Source organism: Tamlana sp. 2_MG-2023 (assembly GCF_030548465.1).
Classification (GTDB): domain Bacteria; phylum Bacteroidota; class Bacteroidia; order Flavobacteriales; family Flavobacteriaceae; genus Pseudotamlana.
In genome coordinates this window covers 1-24,799 of sequence record NZ_JAUOSF010000002.1, presented here as the reverse complement: position 1 = coordinate 24,799, position 24,799 = coordinate 1, and the positions used below count along the sequence as shown (strand labels likewise).

Below are 24,799 nucleotides of genomic sequence, written 5' to 3'. Positions count from 1 at the left end.
TTTTAGTAGCGTTTTCTTTGTCGGTTATTAGAATTGCTTTTTTTATGATGCGTTTTCTTCGTATTGTTATTGTTAGAAAACTTCGTTTTTGAACGCATTAAACTTGTAGCGTCTGATAAATCTTCTTCAGAATTCTTTAAGTTAATTTTACCTCCTGAAAGTTCATATAAATGATCGTAAATCACGGCATCTTCAACGGTATCTTTATTCCAGTTTAAGAAACACTTTTTCATATGATTGGCAATCGTATACGTTAACGCTTCTTTAAGTTCGCCATCTTCCCAGGTATTTGCCACATCAATCATGGTTTTAATATTGTTTCCGTAAAAACGATATTTAGGAAAATTTTGAGGGTATCTTAAAGGTTCTGGACGCTCTTCGTAAATTTCTTTAGTAGGAATTGGGTAAGGCGAATCGGCATCTAATTCAAAATTAGACATGATAAACATTTGATCCCAAAGCTTATGTTGAAAATCTGGAACGTCTCTTAAGTGCGGTTGCATATTTCCCATAACGGCAATAATACCTTTGGCTACCTTATTACGTTCTTCTTTAGATTCTAATGATTTCGCGTAATTAATCATCTTCTGCATATGCCTTCCGTATTCTGGAATGATTAAATGCTCACGCTCGGTGTTGTATTCTAATGTATCTATCAAAATAAATGTGTAGAGTTAATTGTATTGCATGAAGTGTTTCTGCATGCGCAAAGTACAAAAAATATCTAAAGACTGATAACGCCTTCAACATTTTCTGTGACTTCTTTATACTTGGCAATCACTGTTTCAGGATTTTTCATGGTCACATTTATTGAAACACTCGTGTATTTACCGTTTTTAGATTCCTTTGTATTAATAACAGCACCTAAATTATCGAAAATATCTTCTATTTGAATAATTTTTGATTTATCTGAAATTACTATAAATTTATATAAATATTCCGATGGCCATTGGGCTGTATCGTATAATTGTTCTTTTAATTTCTTATAAAATTCTTCTGAATTTGGAGGTGTGCTCATAGTCATTTTTTCTAGCACAAATATACAATTTCATCTTTTCATTCCCATACAATTAAAGTGTTGAATTCTAGTCTAAAATTGAAAACTTTCACTTTAGACTATTAATAAAACTAGTGACTTTAGCTTTCCATTTTTTTTATAGCTGTTAAATTCCGATTTTTACAGCAAATATGGCGGATTTGAACACAAAAAAAATTCTTATTACAGGTGGTCCCGGAACGGGCAAATCAACTTTAATTAATGCGTTAATAAAAAGAGGGTTTCCATGCATGGAAGAAATTTCACGTCAGGTTATCATTGAAGCCAAAAAGAAAGGCATCGATCAGCTTTTCCTAACCAATCCACTACTGTTTAGTGAAATGCTTTTAAAAGGCCGAGCACAGCAATTTAAAGACGCAGAAAACGTCAAGGATAAAGCCATTTTCTTTGATAGAGGTGTTCACGATGTTTTAGCCTATATGGATTTTATAGGAGACTCTTACCCTCCAGAATTTATGGAGACCTGCAAAAACTCAAAATACGATATCGTTTTTGTTTTAAAACCTTGGCAATCTATTTACACAAGTGATAGTGAGCGTTATGAAACTTTTGAACAAGCGCAAGACATTCATAAATTCCTTGTAAAAACCTACGAGTCGTATCATTATCAATTAATTGATGTGCCTTTTGACACCGTTGAAAACCGTACAAACTTCATATTAAAAACCATTAACTTTTAATATGGAACATCCCATTACCATATTAGAACGTTATTGGAATTTTACCAATTTCAGGCCAGAACAAGAAGCTATTATAAATGCAGTCATTGAAGGCGAGGATACTTTTGTCTTGCTACCAACTGGTGGTGGTAAATCTTTATGTTTTCAAATTCCAGCCTTAGCCAAAGACGGTATTTGTATTGTAATTTCTCCGTTAATTGCCTTAATGAAAGACCAAGTACAAGCTTTAAACGATAAAGGCATTAAAGCGATGACTCTAACTAGCGGCATAAGTTACAGCCAGTTAGACACGATGCTTGACAACTGTATTTATGGCAATTACAAGTTTTTATACTTGTCGCCAGAACGTTTACAGCAGGAGCTTGTGCAAGATCGCATCAGACTCATGAATGTCAATTTAATTGCCGTTGATGAAGCGCATTGTATTTCACAGTGGGGAAGCGATTTTAGACCAGCTTATAAAAATATTGAACTGTTAAGGCGTTTACGGCCTTCAGCAAATGTGGTAGCACTCACAGCTTCGGCAAAACCAGAAGTAGTTAACGATATCATAAAGGAGTTAGATTTCATTCAGCCTAAAATATTTAAAACATCCTTCTGGAGAAGTAATCTGGCTTACATGGTTTTTCATGAAAATGATAAACATTACAGACTTGAAACCATCTTAAGAAAAAATCCTGCATCGTCGATTGTATACGTTCGAAATAGAAAAGCAACGATTGAAATAGCCTCCTTTTTAAAATCTAAAAACATAAGTGCTACTTTTTATCATGGCGGACTCACAAACGATGAAAAAGATAAAAACATGACGGCCTGGTTACAAAACCAGAGTCAAGTGATGGTAGCAACCAATGCCTTTGGTATGGGTATAGACAAGCCTGATGTTAAAACAGTTGTTCATTTAAATCTCCCTGAAAGTATTGAAAGTTATTTTCAAGAAGCTGGTCGTGCCGGACGAAACGGAGAGAAAGCATTTGCGGTAATTTTAAAAAACAAAAGCGATGAAGAACTTGTTAAAAATCAGTTTTTAAGTGTTTTACCTACGGTAGATTTAATTAAACAAGTGTATAGAAAACTATGTAACTATTTTCAAGTTTCCTATGGAGAAGGTGAATATGAAACTTTCGATTTCGATTTTAATAGTTTTTGTAAAACCTACCAATTTCCATCTATTTTATGCTATAATGCCTTGCTTTTTTTAGATAGAAATAGCGTAATCACCCTATCGAAACAATTTAAAAATAAGGTGACTGTACAATTTATTATTTCTAACAATGCCCTTTTTAATTATTTAGACACGCATGAAGATTACGGAATTATCGTCAAATCTATTTTAAGAATGTATGGTGGAATTTTTGACAACCCAACAAAAGTAGATCTAAAAAAGGTATCCAAAAAAGCATCTATTGCTGAACACCATTTGATAAATACCTTACAGCAATTAGAGGACGATGAAATTATAGCGCTTAATTTAGCTAAAACAGATGCTCAAGTAACTTTTATAGAACCACGAGAAGACGAAATAACAATCAATAGGATTGCACCCATAATAAAACAACAAAATAAATTGAAACAAAATCAAGTAAAAGCCATGCTTGATTATATTGAAAACGATTCCGTTTGTAAAAGTGTACAACTCCTCTCCTATTTTGGTGAAAAAAATGTTGAAGACTGCAAAATATGTTCAGTATGCATTCAACAGAAAAAAAAGGAAGTACCGCAGGACATCAATTCAGTAAAAAGAAATCTTATTGAAATTTTAGAATCGGGAGATTATTCTTCAAGAGACCTTTTAGAGCAAATGAATTGTTCTGAAAATGAATTAAAAACCGTTTTAAAATTACTTTTAGAACACCAAATAATCACAATTACCTCAAAAAACACATATAAATTAAGTCATTTGTAAAATTGCAAACGACACTATAATAAAGCCATCAAAAGATGAAAGATTTAAGAATCGTATTTATGGGTACACCCGATTTTGCGGTAGACACCTTAAAAACCTTAGTAGAAAACAACAAAAACATTGTGGGCGTTATTACTGCCCCAGATAAACCTGCAGGACGCGGCAGAAAACTAAATGAAAGTGCTGTTAAAAAGTATGCGGTTTCACAAAACTTAAACGTTTTACAGCCAACCAATTTAAAGGAAGAAGCTTTTTTAGAAGAATTAAAATCATTAAATGCTAATTTACAAATTGTTGTAGCCTTTAGAATGTTACCAAAATTGGTTTGGAGCATGCCTGAATATGGTACTTTTAATTTACACGCTTCTTTATTACCAAATTACCGTGGTGCAGCTCCTATAAATTGGGCCATTATAAATGGTGAAACAAAAACAGGAGTTTCAACTTTCTTTATAGATGAGGAAATTGACACTGGAGACATGATTCTTCAAGAAGAAATTTCAATTGAGCCTAACGAAAATGCAGGAAGTCTTCATGACAAGTTAATGACTATTGGAAGCAACCTAGTTTTAAAAACAGTAGAATCCATTGAAAAAGGCAGCGTGAAGACAATTCCGCAGAAAGATTCAGCAGATATTAAGACCGCTTACAAACTTAATAAAGACAATTGTAAGATAAACTGGGAAAGCTCTATGGATAATATTTTCAACCACATTCGTGGCTTAAGTCCGTACCCAGCTGCTTGGACCACTTTAAAGAATGGTGAAGATGAATTAGACATCAAAATATATGCTACCAAAAAAGAATTAGCAGACCACAATGATACTATTGGAACCATCATTTCAACCAAAAAAGAGTTAAAAGTAGCAGTTACAGACGGTTATCTTATTTTACAAGAAATTAAGCTTCCAGGTAAACGTGCTATGGATATAAAATCACTTTTAAACGGATACACTTTTGAGGAAAACGCCAAAATGCTGTAAACCCTTATTATCATTGATATCACCAAATATCCGATAAAGCGCACACCCTTTATTAACAAATAGATGAAGTTATTAACAAAACCATGTATTTCCCTTGCTATTACTTGCATGATTGCATAATCCGTATAAATTTGTAAAGGATTTAAACAAAAATGTAATCCAACTTTTATTAATAATTAAATTATACATTATGAACAAAACAGATTTAATCGACGCAATGGCAGAACACGCAGGAATTACTAAAGCAGCTGCAAAAAAAGCTTTAGAATGTGCGTTAACTGAAATTGAAGGAGCTTTAAAAAAAGGAAATAGAGTTTCTTTAGTAGGATTCGGATCTTGGTCAGTTTCTAATAGAGCTGCAAGAGACGGAAGAAACCCTCAAACAGGAGAAACTATCAAAATTGCAGCTAAAAACATTGTAAAGTTTAAAGCTGGTTCTGATTTATCAAACGCAGTAAACTAATCATTTACTTCTTTATATTTTAAAAAAAGCCTCCTATTTGGAGGCTTTTTTCTTATATATTAACAAAAGAGTTGCATTTTCAATAAATTAATATTAGTTTTAGTTACTAAATTCCTCAACATATGGTGACAATAAAACCCAAAAAAGGAGATTTATTAATTGCAGAACCTGCAATTATTGGAGATGTTTCTTTTAACCGTTCTATAGTCTTATTAGCAGATCATTCGGAAGAAGGATCTATAGGCTTTATCCTTAACAAACCCTTAGATTATACAATTAATGAGTTAATTCCAGAAGTAGAAGCAACTTTTAAAGTGTATAATGGCGGACCTGTTGAGCAAGATAACTTATATTTTATTCATAAAATACCGCAATTAATACCAAATAGTATTGAAATTTCTTTAGGGATTTATTGGGGAGGTGATTTTAATCGTGTTGCAGAACTGATTAAAACAAATACCATCAATGAAAATGATATTCGTTTCTTTTTAGGTTATTCTGGATGGGACACCAATCAATTAGATACCGAATTAAAATCTAATTCTTGGGTCGTTTCTGAAAACATTTACAAAAAGAACATCATAGAAAAAGACTATGAAACCTTTTGGAAAGAAAAAATGTTAGAGTTTGGTGGCGAGTACAGCATTTGGTCTAATGCGCCAGAAAACCCGAGTTATAATTAATTTAACCGGATTTTTACATTTAATTTTTGAAGTAAGCTTTTAGAAACTTCATTTGTAAATGTCTTTTTCCTGTATTTACTTACGGGCTGAATACCAACCATTACATTGGTAATAAAAATTTCATCTGCCTTTTGAAGCTCGAATGGTGAAATTGAATCTTCTACCAATTCATATTCTGGAACTGCTTTAACCAGTTCGATTAGTTGCGTTCTCATCACGCCTTTTAAACACCCATCAGTTAAAGGAGGTGTTTTAATAGTATTTCCTTTTACAAGAAATACGTTACCGTTTAAAGCTTCAACAACTTGTTTATTTGTATTCAACAAAAGGCAATTATTTAAGCCGTTTTCTTTTGCATAAATACTCCCTACAACATTTAAAGCTTTATTATTCGTTTTTAAAGTCGATAATAAACTTGGTGATACATAGTAGTCTTTGAATAAATCCACTTCGTAAAACGCCTCTGAGATGGTATAAAAGCTTTCTGAAAGTGCGTTTACAGCAATTACAAAACTGACATTATTCGTTTTAGGAGCATATAAACCACCTTCATTTCTATGCACTGTTAATTTTACACGGGAAGACGCCTTTTCTAAATCGTTAGCTTCCAAAGTTTTTTGAATTTCACTTTCTAAGAATTCCATAGTAAAACTCATTGGAATTTCCATACGCATGATACGCATAGATGCCATTAATCTAAAATAATGATCTTCCCAAAACAACAATTTACCACCACTCGATTTTATAGTTTCAAAAAGGGCATCGCCATAGGCATAACCTCTATTTTGAATTGATAAAAAAGCGTTTCCGTCTAAAAGTGTTCCGTTAAAATTCGTCATAAAAAATCCCGCTTACATGTTTTTTATGTAAGCGGGACAAATATAATTTAAAATATGCTATTTGTAATTAAGCAGAACCTAATACTTGCTTTAAACTGGAAATTTGATTCGTCCAAAGCATTTTAGCTTCATCAACTTCATCGTCTTCAGCATAATCTGTAATCATAAGAGACACATCTTTTGTAATTTCATCAACTTGAATTTTAATTTCAAAATAATAGGACTGCCCATCTTCTTCATCTTCTAACCATCTGAATTTCACACGTTCACCTGATTTTTTATTTAGTAATTTTGCTTTTTCTTCGCTGCCATCCCAAATAAAAGTAAATAACTCGCCTCGAGAATTTACGTTGTCTGAAAACCATTCTGATAAACCAGAAGGTGTTGAAATATAAGTGTATAAAAGTTGAGGGGAAGCATGTATTGGAAATTCAATATCAAATCTAACTTTGTCGTCCATAAGTAATTTAGAAATTTATATCGCCAATATATACATTAATTGATAAGTGAGCCTATAAAATTTAATATTATTTTTTTTCAGATCTGTTTGGTAACAACAATAATGTTTCTATATTTGCAGCCTCAAATTATGGCGAGGTAGCTCAGCTGGTTAGAGCGTCGGATTCATAACCCGGAGGTCGCGGGATCGTGCCCCGCTCTCGCTACAAGTAACGACAAGGGTTTCAAGAAATTGAAGCCCTTTTTTTATGCAAAAAAAATAGCTCAAGCACAACATAGGTACAACAATGCCTTAAGTTCTAAATCAAAAGCTTGAACATCACTATTGGCTACACATTGTATAACGGTTATATAGTTTTGATATTTAGAAGCTTCTTTAAACATAATTAACAAAGGTATAACACCTATTCCTGAGCTAATAAAAACGATTGGATTTTCAGTAGGCTTTAGAACAAACTCTCCTGAGAGCATCCCTACTTTAAAAACGGAATTAACATCATACCGATAATCAAACCCCACACTTTTATAACTGCAACTACCCTTGAAAGATTTCATATATTAGCAAACTAAACGACAGCCTTTTTCATCAACTTTTAATGCTATTAAAGACTTCAAACCTAAGTATTCATGACCGAAATAGACGATTTATTAGATTTTGAAAACTGGGTAAATTCTGGAGCAAAAACTCCCGTTGCCTTACAAGAACTAAATTTACTGGCTTATGATGCTAAAATTTTTGAACACACTTTCAAAGACGCTATGTTTTTGGGTTGTGATTTAACCAATGAAGCTGCTGGACATATTGTTAAAACAGGAGGCATGATCATTTCCAACAGAAAAGACCAGCCTTTTAAAATGCACAAAGCCAGATTATACTCGGTAGAAGAATTATTTAAAGGTTTTGACATCAATAATGAAGGCGGTTATAAGGACACCTTCGACTACAAAGTCTACAAAGATTATGTAGAAAACGGTCTGGAAACCCCTGCTTCCATCCACACCAGTTTAGCCAGAAGACTCCATGACCACAGCATTACCGATGCGCTTTACGAACTTATCGAAGATCGAAAAGTAGTTGCCATAATGGGAGGACATGCCATGGAACGTCAAGACCCTTATTACTTAGAAATAGCAAAAATATCAAGAACGCTTACGCGGAAGGGTTTTCTCATGGTTAGCGGCGGTGGTCCAGGCGCTATGGAGGCCACGCACTTAGGTGCCTATTTTGCTTGTCGAACAGAAAATGAATTAATAGAAGCTGTTAATGAATTTAAAACACGCCCAGTTGATTCGCCTAAAGGAAAAGAATACGATGACAAAGATTGGTTGCATCGTGCTTGGAAAATAATGACTAAATACCCCATTCCGCCAGGAAAAGAAAAAGCATCAATGAGTATTGGCGTTCCCACTTGGCTTTATGGACATGAACCACCTGCTCCTTTTGCTACACATATAGCCAAATACTTTGCCAATAGTGTTCGAGAAGATGGTTTACTTACTATTGCTAAATACGGTGTTATTTTTGCTCCAGGTAGCGCAGGAACCACTCAGGAAATATTTCAGGATGCCACACAAAACCACTATGCACCGTATAATATACATGCCACAAAGAAATATGTTTCACCCATGATTCTTTTTGGAATTAAAGCTTGGACTGTAGAAAGACCTCTTTGGAATTTCATGAAGCAAACCTCTGAAGGTAGGCCATATGGAGAATTGCTGCACCTTACCGAAGATACTTCTGAAGTTATTAACCACATTCTAAATTATAATCCTGAAAACTACGCCTTTCCAAAATAGGCTGTTTTCTTTTTTTAATTCACAATAAAATTTAACTACATATAAAAGTAATTATTACTTATATTTGTAGTATCATGACTTGTATATCTAAAAACATTAAACACTTGAGAGGACTTAAAAAGCTTTCTCAAGAAGCCTTTTCAGAAGAACTAAAGGTAAACCGTTCGCGTATTGGATCTTATGAAGAAGGTCGCTCTGCTCCTACCATAGAGTTTCTTATTCAACTCTCTGATTATTTTAAAATTCCTATCGATATTTTACTTAGAAAGGATCTTACCAAAGCCAAAGATTTTTCATTCATAGAATTGAATAATCAACGTGTTTTATTTCCAATTACGGTTGATAGTGATAACGAAGATCTCATTGAAGTCGTTCCTGTAAAAGCTTCAGCAGGTTATTTGGCTGGTTACGACGATCCGGAATTTATTGAACAGCTCCAAAAAATTAAACTCCCCTTTTTGCCCACAGGCAAACACCGTGCCTTCCCTATAAAGGGTGACTCTATGTTGCCTTTAAAAGATGGTTCGTATGTTATTGGGCGTTTTATAGAAAGTAGAAACGACATAAAAACAGGGCGAACCTATGTGCTAGTGACTGCCAACGATGGTATTGTTTATAAACGTGTTATGAATAATATCGATTTTAATGGTTCACTGCTATTAATGTCTGATAATAAATTCTATCATGATTATAGCGTCCCTATTAGTGAAGTACTAGAGCTTTGGGAATACGTTTGCAGTATCAACACTCAAGAATACAGCGAAGAAGAGCTAAAATACAGTAGCATCATGAACATGTTTACTGAACTTGGAGTTGAACTTAAGGCTTTGGAAAAACTAGTTAATTAATGTTGGTTACTGGTTTTTGGTTATTAGTTTTTGGAGACTAACTCTTGCGCTAGTTTTATATTTAGCGTAAACATTAATCTATGAAATGGATGCCTAATTTATTTCTCAATGGAGCTCGGTGTAATAGCTTCATGATAATCTTGTGTATTTTTTTTCTTGCGTAGACGGAAGGCACAAAATTGTAGAGTGAAAAAAACCTGTGACAATCTGTGGAATCTGTGTCTAAAATAATTAAATTTAACCAATATCTGTTTCCGGTAAGGTCACATAAAAATCATGAATGAAAGCTAATTATCACAAAAAACTATCAAGTTGGTATAGAAAATTCCAAATTGGAAAATCCCCTCAAATGAATTTAGTTTGGGGATTTCTTTTATATACACTTGTCGGATTTGTTTTGTTGTCTATCCCTCTATTCCATAAAATAGATATTTCACTCATGGATAATTTATTCATTTCAACTTCAGCCATATCAACCACAGGGTTAGCGACTATAGACCTATTCGAGTCCTATAATTTTATGGGTCAACTCGTTATACTCTCACTTGTTCAACTTGGGGGGATTGGCTACATGACCCTAACCACTTATTTTTTATTATTTACCACAAAAAAAATAACGCATTGGCACAACAAAGTATTAGGAACAGAATTTGCGCTCCCAAAAAACATTATAATTAATGATTTCATTAAAAGTGTTATTGTTTTTACAGCCGTTATGGAAGCTTTAGGTGCTATTTTATTCTACATAGCATTTACAAATACTGGAATGGAAGGTTTTAAAGCAGTCTGGTTTTCAATATTTCATAGCATTTCCGCATTTTGTACAGCTGGGTTTTCACTATTTCCTGATGGCTTTGAAAGCTACCACGACAATGTTTTTATCAATTTAATTATTTGTATTTTATCGGTCGCAGGCTCTATAGGTTTCATTGTTATCACAGATATATGGTATCGCATTACTGGAAGAACAAAAGAAACAACCTTCACAACCAAAATTATAGTTTATGGTTTTTTAATACTACTATTTTTAGGAACCATGCTTATTTATACTTCTGAATCTACAAGTCTTCTAGGTACAAATCATACTATTTTAACATCATTTTTCCAAGCGATGTCTGCCATGACCACTGTTGGTTTTAACACTATACATATTGGAAACTTCTCTTTACCTATATTATTATTCGTTATTTTTCTCATGTACATCGGGGCCTCTCCTTCAGGAACAGCTGGGGGCATGAAAATCACAACTTTAACAGCTATGATTGCCATTGTGAAGAGCAGATTATTAGCACAAAAGAAAATCACATTCTTAAACCGCATCATTCCTTTTGAAAGGATTTATGTGGCTACATCTACCTTTATACTGTATACCAGTTTAATCTTTCTGTTCTCCTTTTTACTCGCCTACACTGATGATTTTACTTTTATTCAAATTTTATTTGAAGTCGCATCAGCTTTAGGAACTGTTGGTTTAAGTACAGGAATTACCGCCGATCTCTCAGTACTCGGAAAAGCAATGATCATTATTTTAATGTTTATTGGTCGTGTTGGGGTTTTAACCTTTGGTTTCGCCTTACTACGTCAGAAACAAAAGGAATCGCTTAAAATAAGACACGACGACTTGGCTGTTTAGTGGTATCAATTTATTTTCTCAGTGAAGCTCTGTATTTTTCTCTGTGAAACTCTGCGTAATAACTTCTAGACTTTCCAATAATAAATTATTTACAATGACTTCTACTTATTTATTGAAATTATAAGTAAATTGAATCATTAAAAATTAATCCAACTAAAACAAAAATCATGAAATGGAAAGGTAGAAGGCAAAGCTCAAATATTGAAGACCGAAGAGGGCAAGGAGGTAGTAGCAGTCGCGGCATTGGCGGATTTAACCCCATGCTTCTCGGACCACTAATCAAGCTTTTATTTTCAAAAACAGGCTTAATTATTGTAGGCATCTTTCTTATAGGATCCTTTCTTACGGGCAACAACCCTATTAATATTATCAGTCAGTTTTTTGGAGGTGGCCAAATTCAAACTGAAAATGCCGCACCTTACCAAGGCACAGAGAAAGAAAATGAATTGGCAGAATTTAGCGCAACGATTTTAGCCAATACCGAAGATGTTTGGAATGCCGAATTAGAAAATTATCGCAACCCTACCCTAGTGCTTTTTACCGGTTCGGTGTCTTCAGCATGCGGATCAGCTTCTAGTGCTACGGGGCCTTTCTATTGTCCGGGAGATGAAAAACTATACTTAGACCTAAGCTTTTTTAATGATATGGAGCGCCAATTAAACGCACCAGGAGATTTCGCTCAAGCCTACGTTATTGCCCATGAAGTTGGTCATCACATTCAAAAAATTATGGGGATTACAGAAAAAATAGATCGCTTACGCGGAACCATAAGCCAAACTGAATACAATAAATATTCTGTACGCTTAGAACTTCAAGCCGATTTCCTTGCCGGTGTTTGGGCACATCACTCACAAGCAATGACTCAAATGATGGAATCTGGCGATTTAGAAGAAGCTTTAAATGCTGCCAATGCTATTGGAGACGATCGCTTACAAAAAAATGCTTCGGGACGTGTAGTTCCTGACTCTTTTACTCACGGAACATCAGCTCAGCGTATGCGTTGGTTTAAAAAAGGTTTTGAGACTGGCGATCTTTCACAAGGTGATACCTTTAATGCGAATCCGTTATAAATATATATATGAAATAAAAAATATCTGATTATCCGTAATGTGACATAATTGTTATCGTCAACCTGAACTTGTTTCAGGTTCCCAACACAATATATTAATTATTAGCTTTATGAGATTCCGAAATAAATTCGGAATGACGTAAATAATATATTTAGGTTACAAAACCGATATACAAAAAAAATATTTAATTTTTGGTAGATAGATCAAATATAAAAGACTCTAAAATCAATAAACCCTATTTATTATAAAAAATAGTACCTTGCGGCGCAAAATGATTAAAATGATCATGATTAATCATAAGTTTATTGATGAGTAGACCAGCGTATTTGTAAAAGCAAACCGAAATACAACTGTACTTCCTTCATTAAATTTTATATTATTTTAAATTTTTCAATTAAAAAAAGTGAAATTAAAACAAAGAAGAAAATTAGTCACCTATTTAAATATCTTAGACCAACCCGTACGATTTAATCCATTCGTATTCAGTAGAAATTTTCTATTATGGGCTTTTCTCGGTTTAATTGGTGGATTAATTTCAGGCGTTTATTGGATTGGCCTTGAGTTTTTAACACATCAACTAGAAATTTTTAATGGTTGGCAAGTTATTCCCGTTATGGCAACATGCGGCCTTTTAGCTGGTTTGATTATTCACTTCATTGGTGATCCAGGCGAAATACATTTAATTGTTAACAATATTCGATTTAACAAAGGGAAGCTTGACCCTAAGAACAACCCGTCCATGGTGCTTTCATCTTTATTATGTGTAGCATCTGGTGGAAGCCTTGGGCCTGAGGCTCCATTAGTACAAGTAACAGGTTCCACAGGCACTTGGTTAGGCAAGCTATTACGACTTAAAGGTGAAGAATTAAGGTCTTTAAGCATTGCTGGAATGGCTTCAGGGTTTACCGCATTATTTGGAGCTCCTTTAGGAGGTAGCTTATTTTCATTAGAAATACTTCACCACAAACATGCTGTAGAATACTATAAAGCCATAATCCCTGCCTTTGTAGCAAGTTGTTTTAGTTATTTAGTTTTTGCTATCATTATCCATTTAGGACTTGGCCCAATATGGGATTTATCCGCATATGAATATTCAGGGATTTTTGATTTTGGTTATGCTGTTCTTTTTGCGATAATTGGTGCGACATTCGGTTGGGGCTTTATCTTTTGTACAAAATTTTTTAAATATATTTTTGAAAAACGCCTAATTCCTATATATGTTAAAACCCTAATTGGAGGTGTTTTACTTGGGATTATAGCCTTTTATTTACCAATTACCCGATATTTCGGTCACCACGAGATTAACCAACTACTTTCTAAAGATTTCTCATTAACTCTATTACTTGCCATTTTAGTCTTTAAAATAATTGCTATATCTATAACCGTAACCTCGGGCTGGCGGGGCGGATTTATAATTCCCTTATTTTTCGTGGGAGCTACTTTAGGACTTATAATTCATCAATTATTTCCAACCATTAATCTAACATTAGCCATTGTGAGTTGCATGGCTGCGATTAATGCTTGTGTAACTCGAACACCGATGAGCACAACAATTTTACTCGCAACTTTAACAGGGTTCGGTCACATCATCCCAATATTTTTTGCGAGTTTGACTGGATATTTTTTAGCACCGAGAATACCATTTATAGGTTCTCAAATGGAAAAAGAATAAATCAAGTACCAATGTAAATACTCATAAATATGCCTAATGCTTTTTTGCAGCTCCTGAGGTATCAAAGCATCTCTTAAATCCATAAAAGGTACTTAATCGCACCTCAATCTGAGGTGATAATTTACAAATAATCAAAAAATATAGTTTTATTCAAATTAAACATCAAACTCAAAAATTAAGAATCAGTTTTAAGTTTAGCCTTACTACAAAAAATTTTACTTTGAATTAAATACCTTACACAAACTTGGTAAAAAGATAAATAAATTTTACTTTTGCCGCTTTATTACAAACAACCTAATAGACCCACACAACCTAACGGCTCAAGTAATGAAAAACAAGCGAATTAAAGAGAAAATCAGGCGTCAAGCCCGAATTTCTAAGTACATTATTTATAAAGAAACCCTAGTAGATTTCAGAGAACAATTCTGGTCTTTTATTGGGGCTTTCTTTGGTATCGGTTTAATTGCATTATTGCAATCATCCTTTTTACCCCAATTAGAGAATATTCTGTTAATAGGATCATTCGGAGCATCTAGCGTCCTTATTTTTGGTGCTATACAAAGTCCGTCGTCCCAACCAAGATGTTTATTTGGAGGCCACCTGATTTCGGCCTTTATTGGTGTGACGATGTACAAGCTCATACCAGATATTATTTGGCTAACTGCACCTCTAGCCGTTGCCACATCCATTATCGCCATGCAAATGACTAAAACACTGCATCCTCCAGGAGGTGCTACGGCACTTATAGCCATCATTGGAACTGAAAAGATAAAATCTTTGGGATATCTCTATGTGATATCACCGGTATTAACTGGGTGTATCATTTTATTTGTCACCGCGCTAATTTTTAACAACATGACAAAACACCGACAATATCCAACCAACGGAAAACTCACTAGAGTATTTAAAAGTAGAGGATTAAAAAGTAAACGTTTAAGAAAATCACTAGCCTCCTTTTTAGGCTGAAATTTATTTTAGCACACATACAGCCCCTTCAAGTTTTAAAAACCTGAAGGGGCTTTTTTTTACATAATATAACAACTCTACACATAAGCTTGTCTATTTTCTTCCTTATATTTAATCAGACTTTTACTATCTTAGTTGTGAGTTTTCACATTTTTTTAAGATTTGTATTGTGCTCTAATGATTAAAAAAGCATCTTTATAAGCTAAAACTGTGTTATACCTAATATAATAACGTTAACCAACCTATAAATCAATGAAGAAACATAGTAAACTCTCTGAATTAGCATCTACTGCCATTTGTGGAAATGACATCAGTTCATCCGTTTTATATGTTTCGGCATTAGCCATCGCCTTTGCTGGTCAGTATGCCTGGATTACCTTACTAATTGTTTCACTTGTACTTTTTTTATTCCGAAAAATATACGGCGAAGTCGTTGGTGCACTACCTTTAAATGGTGGTGCTTATAACGCCTTGTTAAACACAACAAGCAAATCGGTGGCTTCTTTTGCAGCTACACTGACTTTACTTTCTTATATGGCCACAGCCGTAATTTCAGCTAACGAAGCCGTACATTACTTGCATCATTTAATACCATCTATCCCTATCATTATTGCCACCATTGTTTTGTTATGTATGTTTGGCGCATTAACAATTGGCGGGGTTTCAGAGTCGGCTAAAGTTGCCATTGGTATATTTCTTTTCCACCTCGGATCATTTTTATTATTAACGGGCTTTATTGTATTTTTCTTAGTGAGCAATGGTTTTGACCTCTTTTTTGAAAACTGGGAAATGCCTACTACTGGAGGAAGTATCACTAATGCGATTTTTCTAGGTTTTGCAGCCTCTATGCTTGGAGTATCTGGTTTTGAAAGTTCAGCAAATTTTGTGGAAGAACAACAAAAAGGCGTATTCCCAAAGACTTTAAAAAACATGTGGATTGTTGTTAGTGTCATAAACCCACTAACAGCCATTTTTGCTTTAGCTTTATTTACATTACCCGTATTACAAAGCCCTGAATATCAAAATACCCTTTTAATTGAAATGGCCTCGTATGTAGGTGGCGATTGGTTAGCTATTATTATTGGTATTGATGCTTTTTTAGTATTAAGTGGTGCGGTTCTAACGAGTTTTGTTGGTGTTTCCGGATTATTAGAACGTATGGCTTTAGACCGTGTTTTGCCTCAATTCTTTTTAAAGAAAAACAAAAAAGGAAGCTCTTACCGTATCATTTTAGTGTTTCTTGCTTTAACTATTTCGGTGTTACTCATAACAAAGGGTGATGTAAAATTACTTGCCGGAGTTTATACCATTTCCTTTTTATCTGTAATGGCTCTTTTTGGTATTGGAAACATTCTTTTAAAAGTAAAAAGAAACCGTTTACCACGACCAGAAAAAGCAAGTTGGGGCGCTATCATATTTGCTATTATAGCTGTTTTAGTAGCTTTAATTGGTAATATTATTATGAAACCAGCCGAAGGTGTACCGAGTAACCTCACCGTATTTTTAGAGTATTTCATACCTTCAATACTGTTTATTTTGGTCATGCTAAACCGTACTGTCTTATTGAAATTCTTACTGAAATTAATTCATACCGTTTTTGATCCGTTTAGGAACTTTGTTTTTAAAACCGATAAGAAAATCCTTAATGTCGTTAATAAAATTAATTCGCAGGAGTTCGTTTATTTTACTAAAAATGATGATGTAGCGACGTTAAATAAAGTAATGCTTTATATTCAACGCAATGAGCACACTAGAAAACTAAAAGTCGTAACCGCCCTTAAAAATGGTAACGCAGTGACCGATGAATTGCGTGCTGATTTAAACGTTATTGATCGAGAATATCCGCAGATTAAAATTGAATTTATAGAGCTAGATGAGGCTTTCGGCCCAGAACTCATAAATAAACTTTCTAAGGAATGGAATATCCCAATTAACTTTATGTTTATCGCCTCTCCTGGTGATCGTTTCCCTTATAAAGTTGAAGACTTAGGTGGTGTACGTTTGATTATTTAATTAAATAAGTACTTTGCTTAAAATTAAAGCAAGTTCTCGAATACGCACGAACACCTTTACTAAACATCAATTGAACCCGTGTTCGGAGTCGAGAACGAATCTCAACGACTACTTTTTTGTGCACTTAATCAATATTAATTGTTGTGTTTCGTAAAAGAAAAAGACCCTTCAGGTTTCTAAAACCTGAAGGGTCTTTATTGAGAGGCTAATACTTTTTTAAACTTTTTTTTAAAATCGTTTATCAACACAAAGAATGATGATCAAGCTTAAACATCTGTGTTTCGTTTATAAAAATCCAGTTGTATATCCGTTTTGTAACCTAAATATTGTATTTACGTCATTCCGAATTTATTTCGGAATCTCATAAAGCTGATAATTAATATATTGTGATGAGAACCTGAAACAAGTTCAGGTTGACGATAGCAATTATGTCACATTACGGATAATCAGAAATCCAGTCTCGGTTATAAAGTTCTCAAAGCTATGTCATTCTGAAATATTTCTTGAGAATCACAAACTATTCTCGGCTTCGCCTGTCTGCCGATAGGCAGGCTCGAACACCTTTTTTATTCATATTCTGATTGTGTGATACCTTATTTGTTTCATGAGATTCTGAATCGAGTTCAAAATTTAGGAATTACGACAAACAAGATTTAATCACTTCTACCATTTTTGAAGCACGAGCTTTTACCTCTTCTTCGGTCCATGAAAGTTTGATTAGGCAAGATATATTTCTTGCGATGTAGTGATCTGATTTTTCGAAGGTTTTAGTTTCTAGGTATTTCAGTCCGTTTTTAACTTCAGCTGAAATTGGAAACAACGACTTCATATCTTTTAAGTGATCCCATTTTCTGATATAATGCCAGTTGTTATTGAAATAATGAAAACAAGCATCTACCCCGTTTTCTTTAAATGCTGAAGCCACTTTTGTGGCTATTTCTAAATCTGGCAGAAAGAAACTTAAAAAAGCATAGCTCTCTTCTCCACCTTCCGGAACGGTTCTAAAGGTGACTTCTGGAATTTCAGAAAGGGCTTCTTTGATGATGTTGAAATTCTTTTTCTGAATGGCTATAAATTCTGGAAGACGTCTAACCTGCGCTAAACCTACAGCGGCATGTAGCTCTGAAATTCTGAAGTTATAACCTAAAAACGGATGGGTTTCGGCACCTCTATCATTCCCTACGTGATCATGACCGTGATCGCTATAATGATCGGCGTTGGTATAATACTTTTCATTATTTGTTACCACGGCTCCACCTTCTCCACTGGTAATGGTTTTTACGAAATCGAATGAAAAACAGCCTAAATCACCAATGCTACCAAGGGGTTTTCCGTTGTATGTTCCGCCAATAGCTTGGCAGGCATCTTCAACAAGAAGTAAATTGTTGCCCTTACAAATATCTAGTAAAGCCGTCATATTAGCCATACCACCGCACATTTGCACCACCATAACGGCTTTGGTTTTTGGTGTAATGGCTGCTTTTACAGCTTCGGGGTCTAGCCCTAATGTATCATCGATATCTACAAGCACCGGAATAGCACCTAACATCATGATGGCTTCAAAACTAGCCACGAAAGTGAATGCTGGCATAATAACCTCATCACCGGCGCCTACACCAGCTGATGCCAAGGCTACTGAAACGGCTGCTGTTCCGCTAGAAACGAGTTGTACGTGATTGGCTTGAAAGGTATCTTGTAAAGCGGTTTCTAGTTCTTTTGACTTCCAATGTCCGTTACGCATGCCATCGAAACCATAGCGCATGAGCACGCCATTGTCTAGTACATCATTGACTTCTTTACGTTCTAAATCTCCAAATAATTCAAATCCTGGCATATCTTTTTTTTCTTTAATGTTGTTTTTTAGTACTGCTGTGCGTTAGGGATTGTAGCGGCATCCTTTTTTGCCATGAAAAGCAAAAAAGATATAGCGGAAAGCCCGACCCTTGTGGTAACGCCCAAAGCTTTTATATTTCTATTACGGCCTCGTTTATGGGGCGTCTTACTTTTTTTAATTCGGAAAACATATCGTCGGCAGCGCGATACCCTAAAGGTAATAGCAACACCGATTTTAATCCTTGCTTGTCGAGCTCTAAAATGCGATCGTATTCTTGGGGTAAAAAACCTTCCATCGGGCAGGAATCGATGCCTTCTACAGCACAAACGGTCATTAAATTTCCTAAGGCGATATAGGCTTGGTTGGTAGACCACTGTTGGCGTTGGACCACGGATTTACCAGCCATCATTTTTACTAAATCTTCACGATAGGGTTTTAATATGGTTTCGGATGTTTGGCGAATGCCTTGTATGTTTTTGTAATAATTATCGATATCGGCGGTACTGATGTCGCTCTGCACACAGATAACGAGCAAATGGGAGGCGTCTACCACTTGCCTTTGGTTGAATGAGGCTTTTAATAGGGATTGACGTACGGTTTGATCTTCAATAATCACTAACTTAATGGTTTGCAAGCCGAAGGATGTTGCCGTAAGGTTGAAAGCTTGTTTGACCACATTTAATTTTTCTGCGGAAAGCTTTTTGGTGACATCAAATTTCTTGGTTGCATAGCGCCATTGTAGTTGCTTAATCGTATCCATTATTGGTTTTTGTATTTGCACAAAAATAAGATATGCAGTTTGTATTTTACTACAATATGCCTAAAAATTAAGGCGGAAAACGGGCTTGAAAAAAAAATTGAAAAAAAATTGATTTTTGTTTGACAGAATTGAAAAAGGTTTCTATATTTGCACCCGCATTCAGGGAATACCTGATGAGGCACTCAGGAGAAATGGCAGAGTGGTCGAATGCGGCAGTCTTGAAAACTGTTGAGGGTCACACCTCCGGGGGTTCGAATCCCTCTTTCTCCGCAAGAAATACATCAAATTCCACTAAAACCCTGTAAATTAAATGTTTACAGGGTTTTTAATTTTATTCAATATCAAATAAAACAATAAAATATCAAATAAAAAGTGCGGGATTCGGTGCGTATTTTTTAAAATAAAATTTACGCACCGAACTAATTGTTAAACACTGTAATACAGTGATTTACAAGCATGGTGTAATTTTTATAATTGATATTTTTTTTTGTATTTTAGTGGAGATAAAAAATACGCACCGATGCAAACTACATTCTCCATCCTATTCTACCCACGAGGAAACGATATTGACAAAAACGGTTATGCGCCCGTATATGCACGTATTACTGTAAATGGTAAGCGAAGTGAGTTTAGCATAAGGCGTAAAGTGCAATTAACGCGATGGAATTCTGATGCAGGTAAAATAAGAGGCACTACTCCCGACGTTCGGGAATTGAATAAATATCTTCTCTCAATAGAACTTAAGATTAATAAAATTCAAGAACAGCTATCGGAAAATAATATTTTGATTACTGCAGAAAAAATCAAAAACATCTATTTGGGTAAGAATAGCAATCAAAAGATGCTTTTGGCGATTTTTCAAGAACACAATGATCAAGTTAATGAATTAATTGGCAAAGATTTTTCAGCTGGAACAGCGGAACGCTATAAAACGGCAATGAAGCATGTTACTGATTATATACTAAAAGAGTATCAAGTTAAAGATATTCCTGTTAGAGAAGTAGATCTTAAGTTTATTACTGGATTTGAATATTATCTAAAAACTACAAGAAACTGTGCTCACAATTCAGCAATTAAATACGTAACGAATTTTAAAAAAATCATTCGCATTGCCTATGCCAATGACTGGATTAGCAAAGACCCTTTTATCCATTGGAAAGCCAAACTTAAAATTGTGGACAGGGAATTTTTAACTAGTGACGAAATTCAAAGGATTGTTGAAAAGGATTTTTCAACTGACCGATTGAACCAAGTTAAGGACATCTTTATTTTTAGTTGCTTTACTGGGTTGGCCTATGCAGATGTAAAAAAGCTTACCAAAAATGATATTGTTATTGGTATTGATGGCCAAAATTGGATTAAAACCAAAAGAACAAAAACAGATACAAGAAGTAATATTCCTATTCTTTCAATCCCAGAGTCAATTATTGATAAATACGAAGTACTTCAGGAATCTTTGGACACTGAACTTTTGCTTCCTGTTTTAAGCAACCAAAAAATGAATGCTTACTTAAAGGAAATTGCAGATTTATGTAAAATAAATAAAAATCTAACATTTCATTTAGCACGTCACACCTTTGCTACTACTGTAACACTTACAAACGGGGTTTCTATTGAATCAGTAAGTAAAATGCTTGGGCATAAATCCTTACGAACTACCCAGCATTATGCAAAAATTTTGGATAAAAAGGTTAGCGATGACATGAAAGCCCTGAAGAATAAGTTTGCTGATTTGAATAACACAAAAGAATCACCAAACCAGAAATCAATTTAAAAATTTATACATTCCAGATTAATATTAAAGCGAGTAATGTAATATTAAGAGCTAGATCCTCTTAGTATTTACATTATCAAAAATTCACCTTCTATCTAAATACAGTAGATAAACAAATCTAACCGGATATTAACTAAGCAGACGTCTTTATCTTATCAATCAACACTATTTGGAAACAGTTTTAAAATCTACGAAAAAGACCACCTTTAGCTTAAAACTCTTTCATTTTAATAGTTCATCAAATTAAACTATATATGTATTTATATTAATCTAGCACCATATTAAAAACCAAAAAATCCCCTCACACAATGAAGGGATTCTGTCTCATCCTAGTAAGAAACTATTTTTTTGAAGCCTCAATAGATACTTTTCTAAACTCTTTCATTAATTTAGTCATATCTAGAGTCGCCTTACGAGCACGAGTTCCCGCAGCCTTATTCCCACTTTCTAATTGTGAATTAGCATCATTATTAAACGCTTCATACTGAGCGTTGATTTGTTCCAATAGTTCTTTCATGAATTTGAAGGTTTTTAAAATTAATTTCCGCTAATTTAATACTTTAAAAGCATTTCTATAAGCTCTATAATTCTATATTAAAAATCCCCAGCATAACTACTTCATGATGTTCTTTCTAAAAAAATATTACTAATTTTGACACTACATACTACAGAAATTTATTTTACTTTTTTGTTATGATTAAAGTCTTGTTTCAATCAATTAACTATGATCTTATTATTAAAAGTACCTAAATCCGTCACAACTGAAATAAAATAGGCTCCACTCGAGAGATTATGAGTTAAAGTATATGAACTTTCATATTTATTAACCTTAACCGAGTAAACTAATCTTGAAAGACTAAAAACTTTAATTTCCTTGATTAGTATTGCTCTACGAGGAAACGCCATAGTAAAGCGACCATAATTAGACGGGTTAGGATAAATTCGCATCTTATGTATTTCCAGGATATCGTCATTTGTCCACAAGAGGTCAAGGACACCTTCAAAATCTTGAATGATATTTTGCTCTAAATTTGTAAAATCCTTTGACGCTGGTTGGAAACTATATCCCTCCAGTTGCGGAATGATGGTGCCAGACAAATCTTTGCTTTCAGTGGTGGAGAAATATCCATTAGCATGCGTTATTTTCTCATGAAATTTATCTACATAACACCTAAGTTTAAAAAGTATTTCACTTTAATTTGATAATACGGAATATAGCCCTGTACTTAAAAGGCTGCTCGTTAATGGCATTATTTCTAACCGAATTAAAGATATTTTTTAAGGCTTTGAATTTCAATGGTCACTTTTTCAAGCCAAATATTTATAAATATTTATTGAAGCGTATCTCCAGTATATCTCCAATCATTAGGGAAGTTGTTGGTGTAGGCGCTTCATTTTTCCCAATATCTGCTTAAAAGCAAACTGATTTCCCTTTTTTACCAAAATAAAATTTCATTATAGAAAATTCTAGAGGGTTATTTTGTTCCACAAAAATCAGCAATATCTATGCAGAAATATAAAGCTATTAAGATATTGATTATCTGGAGGATCAAGAAAATACTATGCTTAAACAGCATGATTTAGCATAAAGGCATGGAGTATTCAATGCAAGATTTTAGTAGTTGCCCCACATAATCTACATTACCAATCTTTACTTATATCCTTTAAAAAAAGAACAATCTATAGAGATCACAACAGGAGTCATTTTTCATCCAAACCTATTTTAAAATAATAATCCTACTCCCCCGTTTTTCAGCCAGTTCCAACTGTAAACACTGATTGTCTCCTAGGCTAAATTTAGGCAACACTACAACAAAAGATTCAGAGTCTTCTTTTTTCACATTTGAAGGATAATTATAGGTATTTATTAGATTTAACTTAAGCTTTTGATAGGATGCTTTTCGTTTATTAGTGGACAATACTTTATAGAATTTTAAATACTCCAGTTCAAAATCCACCTTAGACTTATTCTTAAGTTCAAGTACTAAATACACCAAATCTTTATGATGTCTTGTTTCAAGCAACTTTAAAACCACCCCTTTGTTACGCTTGGATTTCTCCACCCTATAATCCTTTTTCAAAAGGTATCTACTAAATTCATCACTATAGGAATATTGCTTAATATTTAAACTATCATCTGTACCTTTAAGAGCCACCTGCGAAAGCTTAGCAACTTCGTGCCCTATACTTTCTGATTTAGAAATAAAATAATTTAATTTAGTAATAGTGTCACTGTATTTCAGAATATAAGAATACACTTGTCCATCACCTGTGACAGCTAGTAAATTACTTTTTTGCCCTGGTCGAGCCTGAAGAAGTCCAAAATATTGTTTCTTTTCTCTATTGTAAGTAAATACAAAATCTTTAGAGCCAGTAATCCCCTGACGGATATAATCTGGAAAAAACAAGGATACATTCATCTTGTCATTGACCAAAATCGTATCTAAAACATGTGCATCTTGAGCTGTTGAAGCTAGAGCCATGAGCATAAAACATACTACTAAACTATAATTTTTCATTTTTTTAAGGTTAAAAGGTTATTAATCTGCTCTTAAATACAATTTATAATTACCTAGAATCTTTACTTTAATACTTCGGTTATTTTGTTGAAATATTTTCTTAATGCCATTTACCTGAGGTACGCCAGCAATATTGACATCCTGAACAATATCTCCTATCACCTCAGTAGTAGCTTCACCTCTAAAACTATTTCTTACATAAATACCTTCTCTACCATCTTGTAAATCGTAAGCTTTTAATTTTACAGGATGATGCTGGATATTGTCAATGGTTATAATCGTTCTATTTGGTTCAAAATCTACGAATCCATATATTGGTGTATGTTTTAAAAACAATTTCCCTTCTATTTCTGTGTCTTCTAATAAGCGCATATTAATTCTGTGGTTTGTTCTAACCGTTTGGGTACCATCTATAATCACGGAAATGTATTGATCTTTGGCATGGGCAGCCACTCCTATAGGTGAAGATGCAAAAAACAGCAGATGCTCCAAGTTAAAAGCTTTAGTGTCTATCTCTTCGACTTCACCAACTATAGAATCTCGTTCTTTAGGCACTCCGACCTTTGACACTACCCCCACTCCCTCCTGCTTCACATGTGGCGTATTGGTATAGTAGATTTTGCTGTTTTTATAAATACTGTCTACCAATTTGATTTTCTGATTATCCAATAGTTCTGTATCGTATATTCCTAAAGAGTCTAAATACCGTTCATCATAAATACTTGGTGCATTGGTTTGCTTTACCTCCTTTAAGTCATTTATGGCTTCCAATTTAGACTCGTATTGTTTTTGATCGCCTTCTAATTCTGGAATTGGAATTTGATTGATTTCCAGTTTGGG

General features: G+C 34.1%; 25 protein-coding genes and 2 tRNA genes. 16 read left to right on the top strand and 11 right to left on the bottom strand.

The window, feature by feature from the left end; translation table 11 throughout:
* Positions 1-2 precede the first annotated feature (2 nt).
* Complete coding sequence (locus Q4566_RS03140) at positions 3-659, bottom strand: DUF4290 domain-containing protein (protein WP_303418175.1); 657 nt, start codon at positions 657-659, stop codon at positions 3-5.
* A gap of 65 nt (positions 660-724) precedes the next feature.
* Positions 725-1,018, bottom strand: a complete 294-nt coding sequence (locus Q4566_RS03135; RefSeq protein ID WP_303418173.1) for a DUF493 family protein — start codon at positions 1,016-1,018, stop codon at positions 725-727.
* Between the two features lie 179 nt (positions 1,019-1,197).
* On the opposite strand from Q4566_RS03135, the gene Q4566_RS03130 reads away from it, so the two are divergent.
* The 5 genes from Q4566_RS03130 (at position 1,198) to Q4566_RS03110 (ending at position 5,772) form a co-directional block, all read left to right on the top strand.
* Positions 1,198-1,737 (top strand): ATP-binding protein, encoded by a 540-nt coding sequence (locus Q4566_RS03130; RefSeq protein WP_303418172.1) that lies wholly within the window; start codon positions 1,198-1,200, stop codon positions 1,735-1,737.
* A 1-nt stretch (position 1,738) separates the two neighbouring features.
* Positions 1,739-3,643 carry an ATP-dependent DNA helicase RecQ gene (locus Q4566_RS03125; protein WP_303418170.1) on the top strand — a complete coding sequence of 635 codons (1,905 nt, stop codon included), beginning with the start codon at positions 1,739-1,741 and terminating at the stop codon, positions 3,641-3,643.
* A gap of 35 nt (positions 3,644-3,678) precedes the next feature.
* A complete protein-coding gene (fmt, locus tag Q4566_RS03120; protein ID WP_303418168.1) occupies positions 3,679-4,626 on the top strand; it encodes a methionyl-tRNA formyltransferase in 948 nt (315 codons plus the stop codon).
* Between the two features lie 190 nt (positions 4,627-4,816).
* Positions 4,817-5,089: an HU family DNA-binding protein gene (locus Q4566_RS03115; protein ID WP_067147527.1), complete on the top strand. Its 273-nt coding sequence runs from the start codon at positions 4,817-4,819 to the stop codon at positions 5,087-5,089.
* 122 nt (positions 5,090-5,211) lie between these two features.
* The gene (locus Q4566_RS03110) at positions 5,212-5,772 is read left to right on the top strand and encodes a YqgE/AlgH family protein (RefSeq protein ID WP_216066100.1); all 561 of its coding nucleotides are present in this window, start codon (positions 5,212-5,214) and stop codon (positions 5,770-5,772) included.
* On the opposite strand, the gene Q4566_RS03105 is transcribed toward Q4566_RS03110, so the two are convergent.
* A complete protein-coding gene (locus Q4566_RS03105) occupies positions 5,769-6,611 on the bottom strand; it encodes an aminotransferase class IV (RefSeq protein WP_303418162.1) in 843 nt (280 codons plus the stop codon). The genes Q4566_RS03110 and Q4566_RS03105 overlap by 4 nt on opposite strands.
* Before the next feature lie 67 nt (positions 6,612-6,678).
* Positions 6,679-7,071 (bottom strand): START-like domain-containing protein, encoded by a 393-nt coding sequence (locus tag Q4566_RS03100; protein WP_303418161.1) that lies wholly within the window; start codon positions 7,069-7,071, stop codon positions 6,679-6,681.
* A 131-nt stretch (positions 7,072-7,202) separates the two neighbouring features.
* Between Q4566_RS03100 and Q4566_RS03095 the strand changes: the two genes are divergently transcribed.
* Positions 7,203-7,276: transfer RNA gene (locus Q4566_RS03095), tRNA-Met, on the top strand.
* Positions 7,277-7,334: 58 nt separating this feature from the next.
* Here Q4566_RS03095 and Q4566_RS03090 read toward each other — a convergent pair.
* Entirely contained in the window at positions 7,335-7,625 is a 291-nt protein-coding gene (locus tag Q4566_RS03090; RefSeq protein WP_303418160.1) for a hypothetical protein, read from the bottom strand.
* A 72-nt stretch (positions 7,626-7,697) separates the two neighbouring features.
* Between Q4566_RS03090 and Q4566_RS03085 the strand changes: the two genes are divergently transcribed.
* The 7 genes from Q4566_RS03085 to Q4566_RS03055 all read left to right on the top strand — a co-directional run bounded on the left by Q4566_RS03085 (position 7,698) and on the right by Q4566_RS03055 (position 17,072).
* Positions 7,698-8,870 carry an LOG family protein gene (locus Q4566_RS03085; RefSeq protein WP_303418159.1) on the top strand — a complete coding sequence of 391 codons (1,173 nt, stop codon included), beginning with the start codon at positions 7,698-7,700 and terminating at the stop codon, positions 8,868-8,870.
* A gap of 74 nt (positions 8,871-8,944) precedes the next feature.
* Positions 8,945-9,718, top strand: a complete 774-nt coding sequence (locus Q4566_RS03080) for a LexA family transcriptional regulator (RefSeq protein WP_303418157.1) — start codon at positions 8,945-8,947, stop codon at positions 9,716-9,718.
* A 280-nt stretch (positions 9,719-9,998) separates the two neighbouring features.
* Positions 9,999-11,351, top strand: coding sequence for a TrkH family potassium uptake protein (locus Q4566_RS03075; RefSeq protein WP_303418155.1), 1,353 nt, complete (start codon positions 9,999-10,001; stop codon positions 11,349-11,351).
* Between the two features lie 167 nt (positions 11,352-11,518).
* On the top strand, positions 11,519-12,421 hold the full coding sequence (locus Q4566_RS03070) for a neutral zinc metallopeptidase (RefSeq protein WP_303418154.1): 903 nt from the start codon (positions 11,519-11,521) through the stop codon (positions 12,419-12,421).
* A gap of 403 nt (positions 12,422-12,824) precedes the next feature.
* Positions 12,825-14,093 carry a chloride channel protein gene (locus Q4566_RS03065; protein WP_303418152.1) on the top strand — a complete coding sequence of 423 codons (1,269 nt, stop codon included), beginning with the start codon at positions 12,825-12,827 and terminating at the stop codon, positions 14,091-14,093.
* A gap of 327 nt (positions 14,094-14,420) precedes the next feature.
* Complete coding sequence (locus Q4566_RS03060; RefSeq protein WP_303418150.1) at positions 14,421-15,059, top strand: HPP family protein; 639 nt, start codon at positions 14,421-14,423, stop codon at positions 15,057-15,059.
* A gap of 252 nt (positions 15,060-15,311) precedes the next feature.
* Positions 15,312-17,072 carry an APC family permease gene (locus tag Q4566_RS03055; protein WP_303418148.1) on the top strand — a complete coding sequence of 587 codons (1,761 nt, stop codon included), beginning with the start codon at positions 15,312-15,314 and terminating at the stop codon, positions 17,070-17,072.
* Between the two features lie 637 nt (positions 17,073-17,709).
* Here Q4566_RS03055 and Q4566_RS03050 read toward each other — a convergent pair.
* Both Q4566_RS03050 and Q4566_RS03045 read right to left on the bottom strand, forming a co-directional pair.
* Complete coding sequence (locus Q4566_RS03050; protein ID WP_303418146.1) at positions 17,710-18,906, bottom strand: DegT/DnrJ/EryC1/StrS aminotransferase family protein; 1,197 nt, start codon at positions 18,904-18,906, stop codon at positions 17,710-17,712.
* 130 nt (positions 18,907-19,036) lie between these two features.
* The gene (locus Q4566_RS03045) at positions 19,037-19,666 is read right to left on the bottom strand and encodes an NAD(P)H-dependent oxidoreductase (RefSeq protein ID WP_303418144.1); all 630 of its coding nucleotides are present in this window, start codon (positions 19,664-19,666) and stop codon (positions 19,037-19,039) included.
* A gap of 185 nt (positions 19,667-19,851) precedes the next feature.
* Between Q4566_RS03045 and Q4566_RS03040 the strand changes: the two genes are divergently transcribed.
* Together Q4566_RS03040 and Q4566_RS03035 are read left to right on the top strand one after the other, a co-directional pair.
* Positions 19,852-19,936: transfer RNA gene (locus tag Q4566_RS03040), tRNA-Ser, on the top strand.
* A gap of 250 nt (positions 19,937-20,186) precedes the next feature.
* Positions 20,187-21,440, top strand: a complete 1,254-nt coding sequence (locus Q4566_RS03035; protein ID WP_303418142.1) for a site-specific integrase — start codon at positions 20,187-20,189, stop codon at positions 21,438-21,440.
* A gap of 340 nt (positions 21,441-21,780) precedes the next feature.
* Here the strand turns inward: Q4566_RS03035 and Q4566_RS03030 are convergent, their stop codons facing one another.
* Both Q4566_RS03030 and Q4566_RS03025 read right to left on the bottom strand, forming a co-directional pair.
* Complete coding sequence (locus Q4566_RS03030; protein WP_368506591.1) at positions 21,781-21,957, bottom strand: histone H1; 177 nt, start codon at positions 21,955-21,957, stop codon at positions 21,781-21,783.
* A 197-nt stretch (positions 21,958-22,154) separates the two neighbouring features.
* Positions 22,155-22,538: a T9SS type A sorting domain-containing protein gene (locus Q4566_RS03025; protein ID WP_303418141.1), complete on the bottom strand. Its 384-nt coding sequence runs from the start codon at positions 22,536-22,538 to the stop codon at positions 22,155-22,157.
* Between the two features lie 146 nt (positions 22,539-22,684).
* Here Q4566_RS03025 and Q4566_RS03020 point away from each other — a divergent pair, with 146 nt between their 5' ends.
* Positions 22,685-22,855: a hypothetical protein gene (locus Q4566_RS03020; protein WP_303418139.1), complete on the top strand. Its 171-nt coding sequence runs from the start codon at positions 22,685-22,687 to the stop codon at positions 22,853-22,855.
* Between the two features lie 303 nt (positions 22,856-23,158).
* Here Q4566_RS03020 and Q4566_RS03015 read toward each other — a convergent pair whose 3' ends face one another.
* The gene (locus tag Q4566_RS03015) at positions 23,159-23,959 is read right to left on the bottom strand and encodes a DUF4138 domain-containing protein (RefSeq protein WP_303418138.1); all 801 of its coding nucleotides are present in this window, start codon (positions 23,957-23,959) and stop codon (positions 23,159-23,161) included.
* A gap of 21 nt (positions 23,960-23,980) precedes the next feature.
* Positions 23,981-24,799: conjugative transposon protein TraM (gene traM / locus Q4566_RS03010; RefSeq protein ID WP_303418136.1), on the bottom strand; the 819-nt coding region annotated here is incomplete at its 5' end.

What these genes read in the sequence shown, in the direction of transcription:
- Q4566_RS03055 (WP_303418148.1), top strand. Translation starts at nt 15,312, where the DNA reads ATGAAGAAACATAGTAAACTCTCTGAATTAGCATCTACTGCCATTTGT.
- Q4566_RS03085 (WP_303418159.1), top strand. Translation starts at nt 7,698, where the DNA reads ATGACCGAAATAGACGATTTATTAGATTTTGAAAACTGGGTAAATTCT.
- Q4566_RS03060 (WP_303418150.1), top strand. Translation starts at nt 14,421, where the DNA reads ATGAAAAACAAGCGAATTAAAGAGAAAATCAGGCGTCAAGCCCGAATT.
- Q4566_RS03020 (WP_303418139.1), top strand. Translation starts at nt 22,685, where the DNA reads ATGGCATTATTTCTAACCGAATTAAAGATATTTTTTAAGGCTTTGAAT.
- Q4566_RS03030 (WP_368506591.1), bottom strand. Translation starts at nt 21,957, where the DNA reads ATGAAAGAACTATTGGAACAAATCAACGCTCAGTATGAAGCGTTTAAT.
- Q4566_RS03050 (WP_303418146.1), bottom strand. Translation starts at nt 18,906, where the DNA reads ATGCCAGGATTTGAATTATTTGGAGATTTAGAACGTAAAGAAGTCAAT.
- Q4566_RS03100 (WP_303418161.1), bottom strand. Translation starts at nt 7,071, where the DNA reads ATGGACGACAAAGTTAGATTTGATATTGAATTTCCAATACATGCTTCC.
- fmt (WP_303418168.1), top strand. Translation starts at nt 3,679, where the DNA reads ATGAAAGATTTAAGAATCGTATTTATGGGTACACCCGATTTTGCGGTA.
- Q4566_RS03070 (WP_303418154.1), top strand. Translation starts at nt 11,519, where the DNA reads ATGAAATGGAAAGGTAGAAGGCAAAGCTCAAATATTGAAGACCGAAGA.
- Q4566_RS03045 (WP_303418144.1), bottom strand. Translation starts at nt 19,666, where the DNA reads ATGGATACGATTAAGCAACTACAATGGCGCTATGCAACCAAGAAATTT.
- Q4566_RS03090 (WP_303418160.1), bottom strand. Translation starts at nt 7,625, where the DNA reads ATGAAATCTTTCAAGGGTAGTTGCAGTTATAAAAGTGTGGGGTTTGAT.
- Q4566_RS03035 (WP_303418142.1), top strand. Translation starts at nt 20,187, where the DNA reads ATGCAAACTACATTCTCCATCCTATTCTACCCACGAGGAAACGATATT.
- Q4566_RS03105 (WP_303418162.1), bottom strand. Translation starts at nt 6,611, where the DNA reads ATGACGAATTTTAACGGAACACTTTTAGACGGAAACGCTTTTTTATCA.
- Q4566_RS03080 (WP_303418157.1), top strand. Translation starts at nt 8,945, where the DNA reads ATGACTTGTATATCTAAAAACATTAAACACTTGAGAGGACTTAAAAAG.
- Q4566_RS03015 (WP_303418138.1), bottom strand. Translation starts at nt 23,959, where the DNA reads ATGAAAAATTATAGTTTAGTAGTATGTTTTATGCTCATGGCTCTAGCT.
- Q4566_RS03125 (WP_303418170.1), top strand. Translation starts at nt 1,739, where the DNA reads ATGGAACATCCCATTACCATATTAGAACGTTATTGGAATTTTACCAAT.
- Q4566_RS03075 (WP_303418155.1), top strand. Translation starts at nt 9,999, where the DNA reads ATGAAAGCTAATTATCACAAAAAACTATCAAGTTGGTATAGAAAATTC.
- Q4566_RS03110 (WP_216066100.1), top strand. Translation starts at nt 5,212, where the DNA reads ATGGTGACAATAAAACCCAAAAAAGGAGATTTATTAATTGCAGAACCT.
- Q4566_RS03135 (WP_303418173.1), bottom strand. Translation starts at nt 1,018, where the DNA reads ATGAGCACACCTCCAAATTCAGAAGAATTTTATAAGAAATTAAAAGAA.
- Q4566_RS03115 (WP_067147527.1), top strand. Translation starts at nt 4,817, where the DNA reads ATGAACAAAACAGATTTAATCGACGCAATGGCAGAACACGCAGGAATT.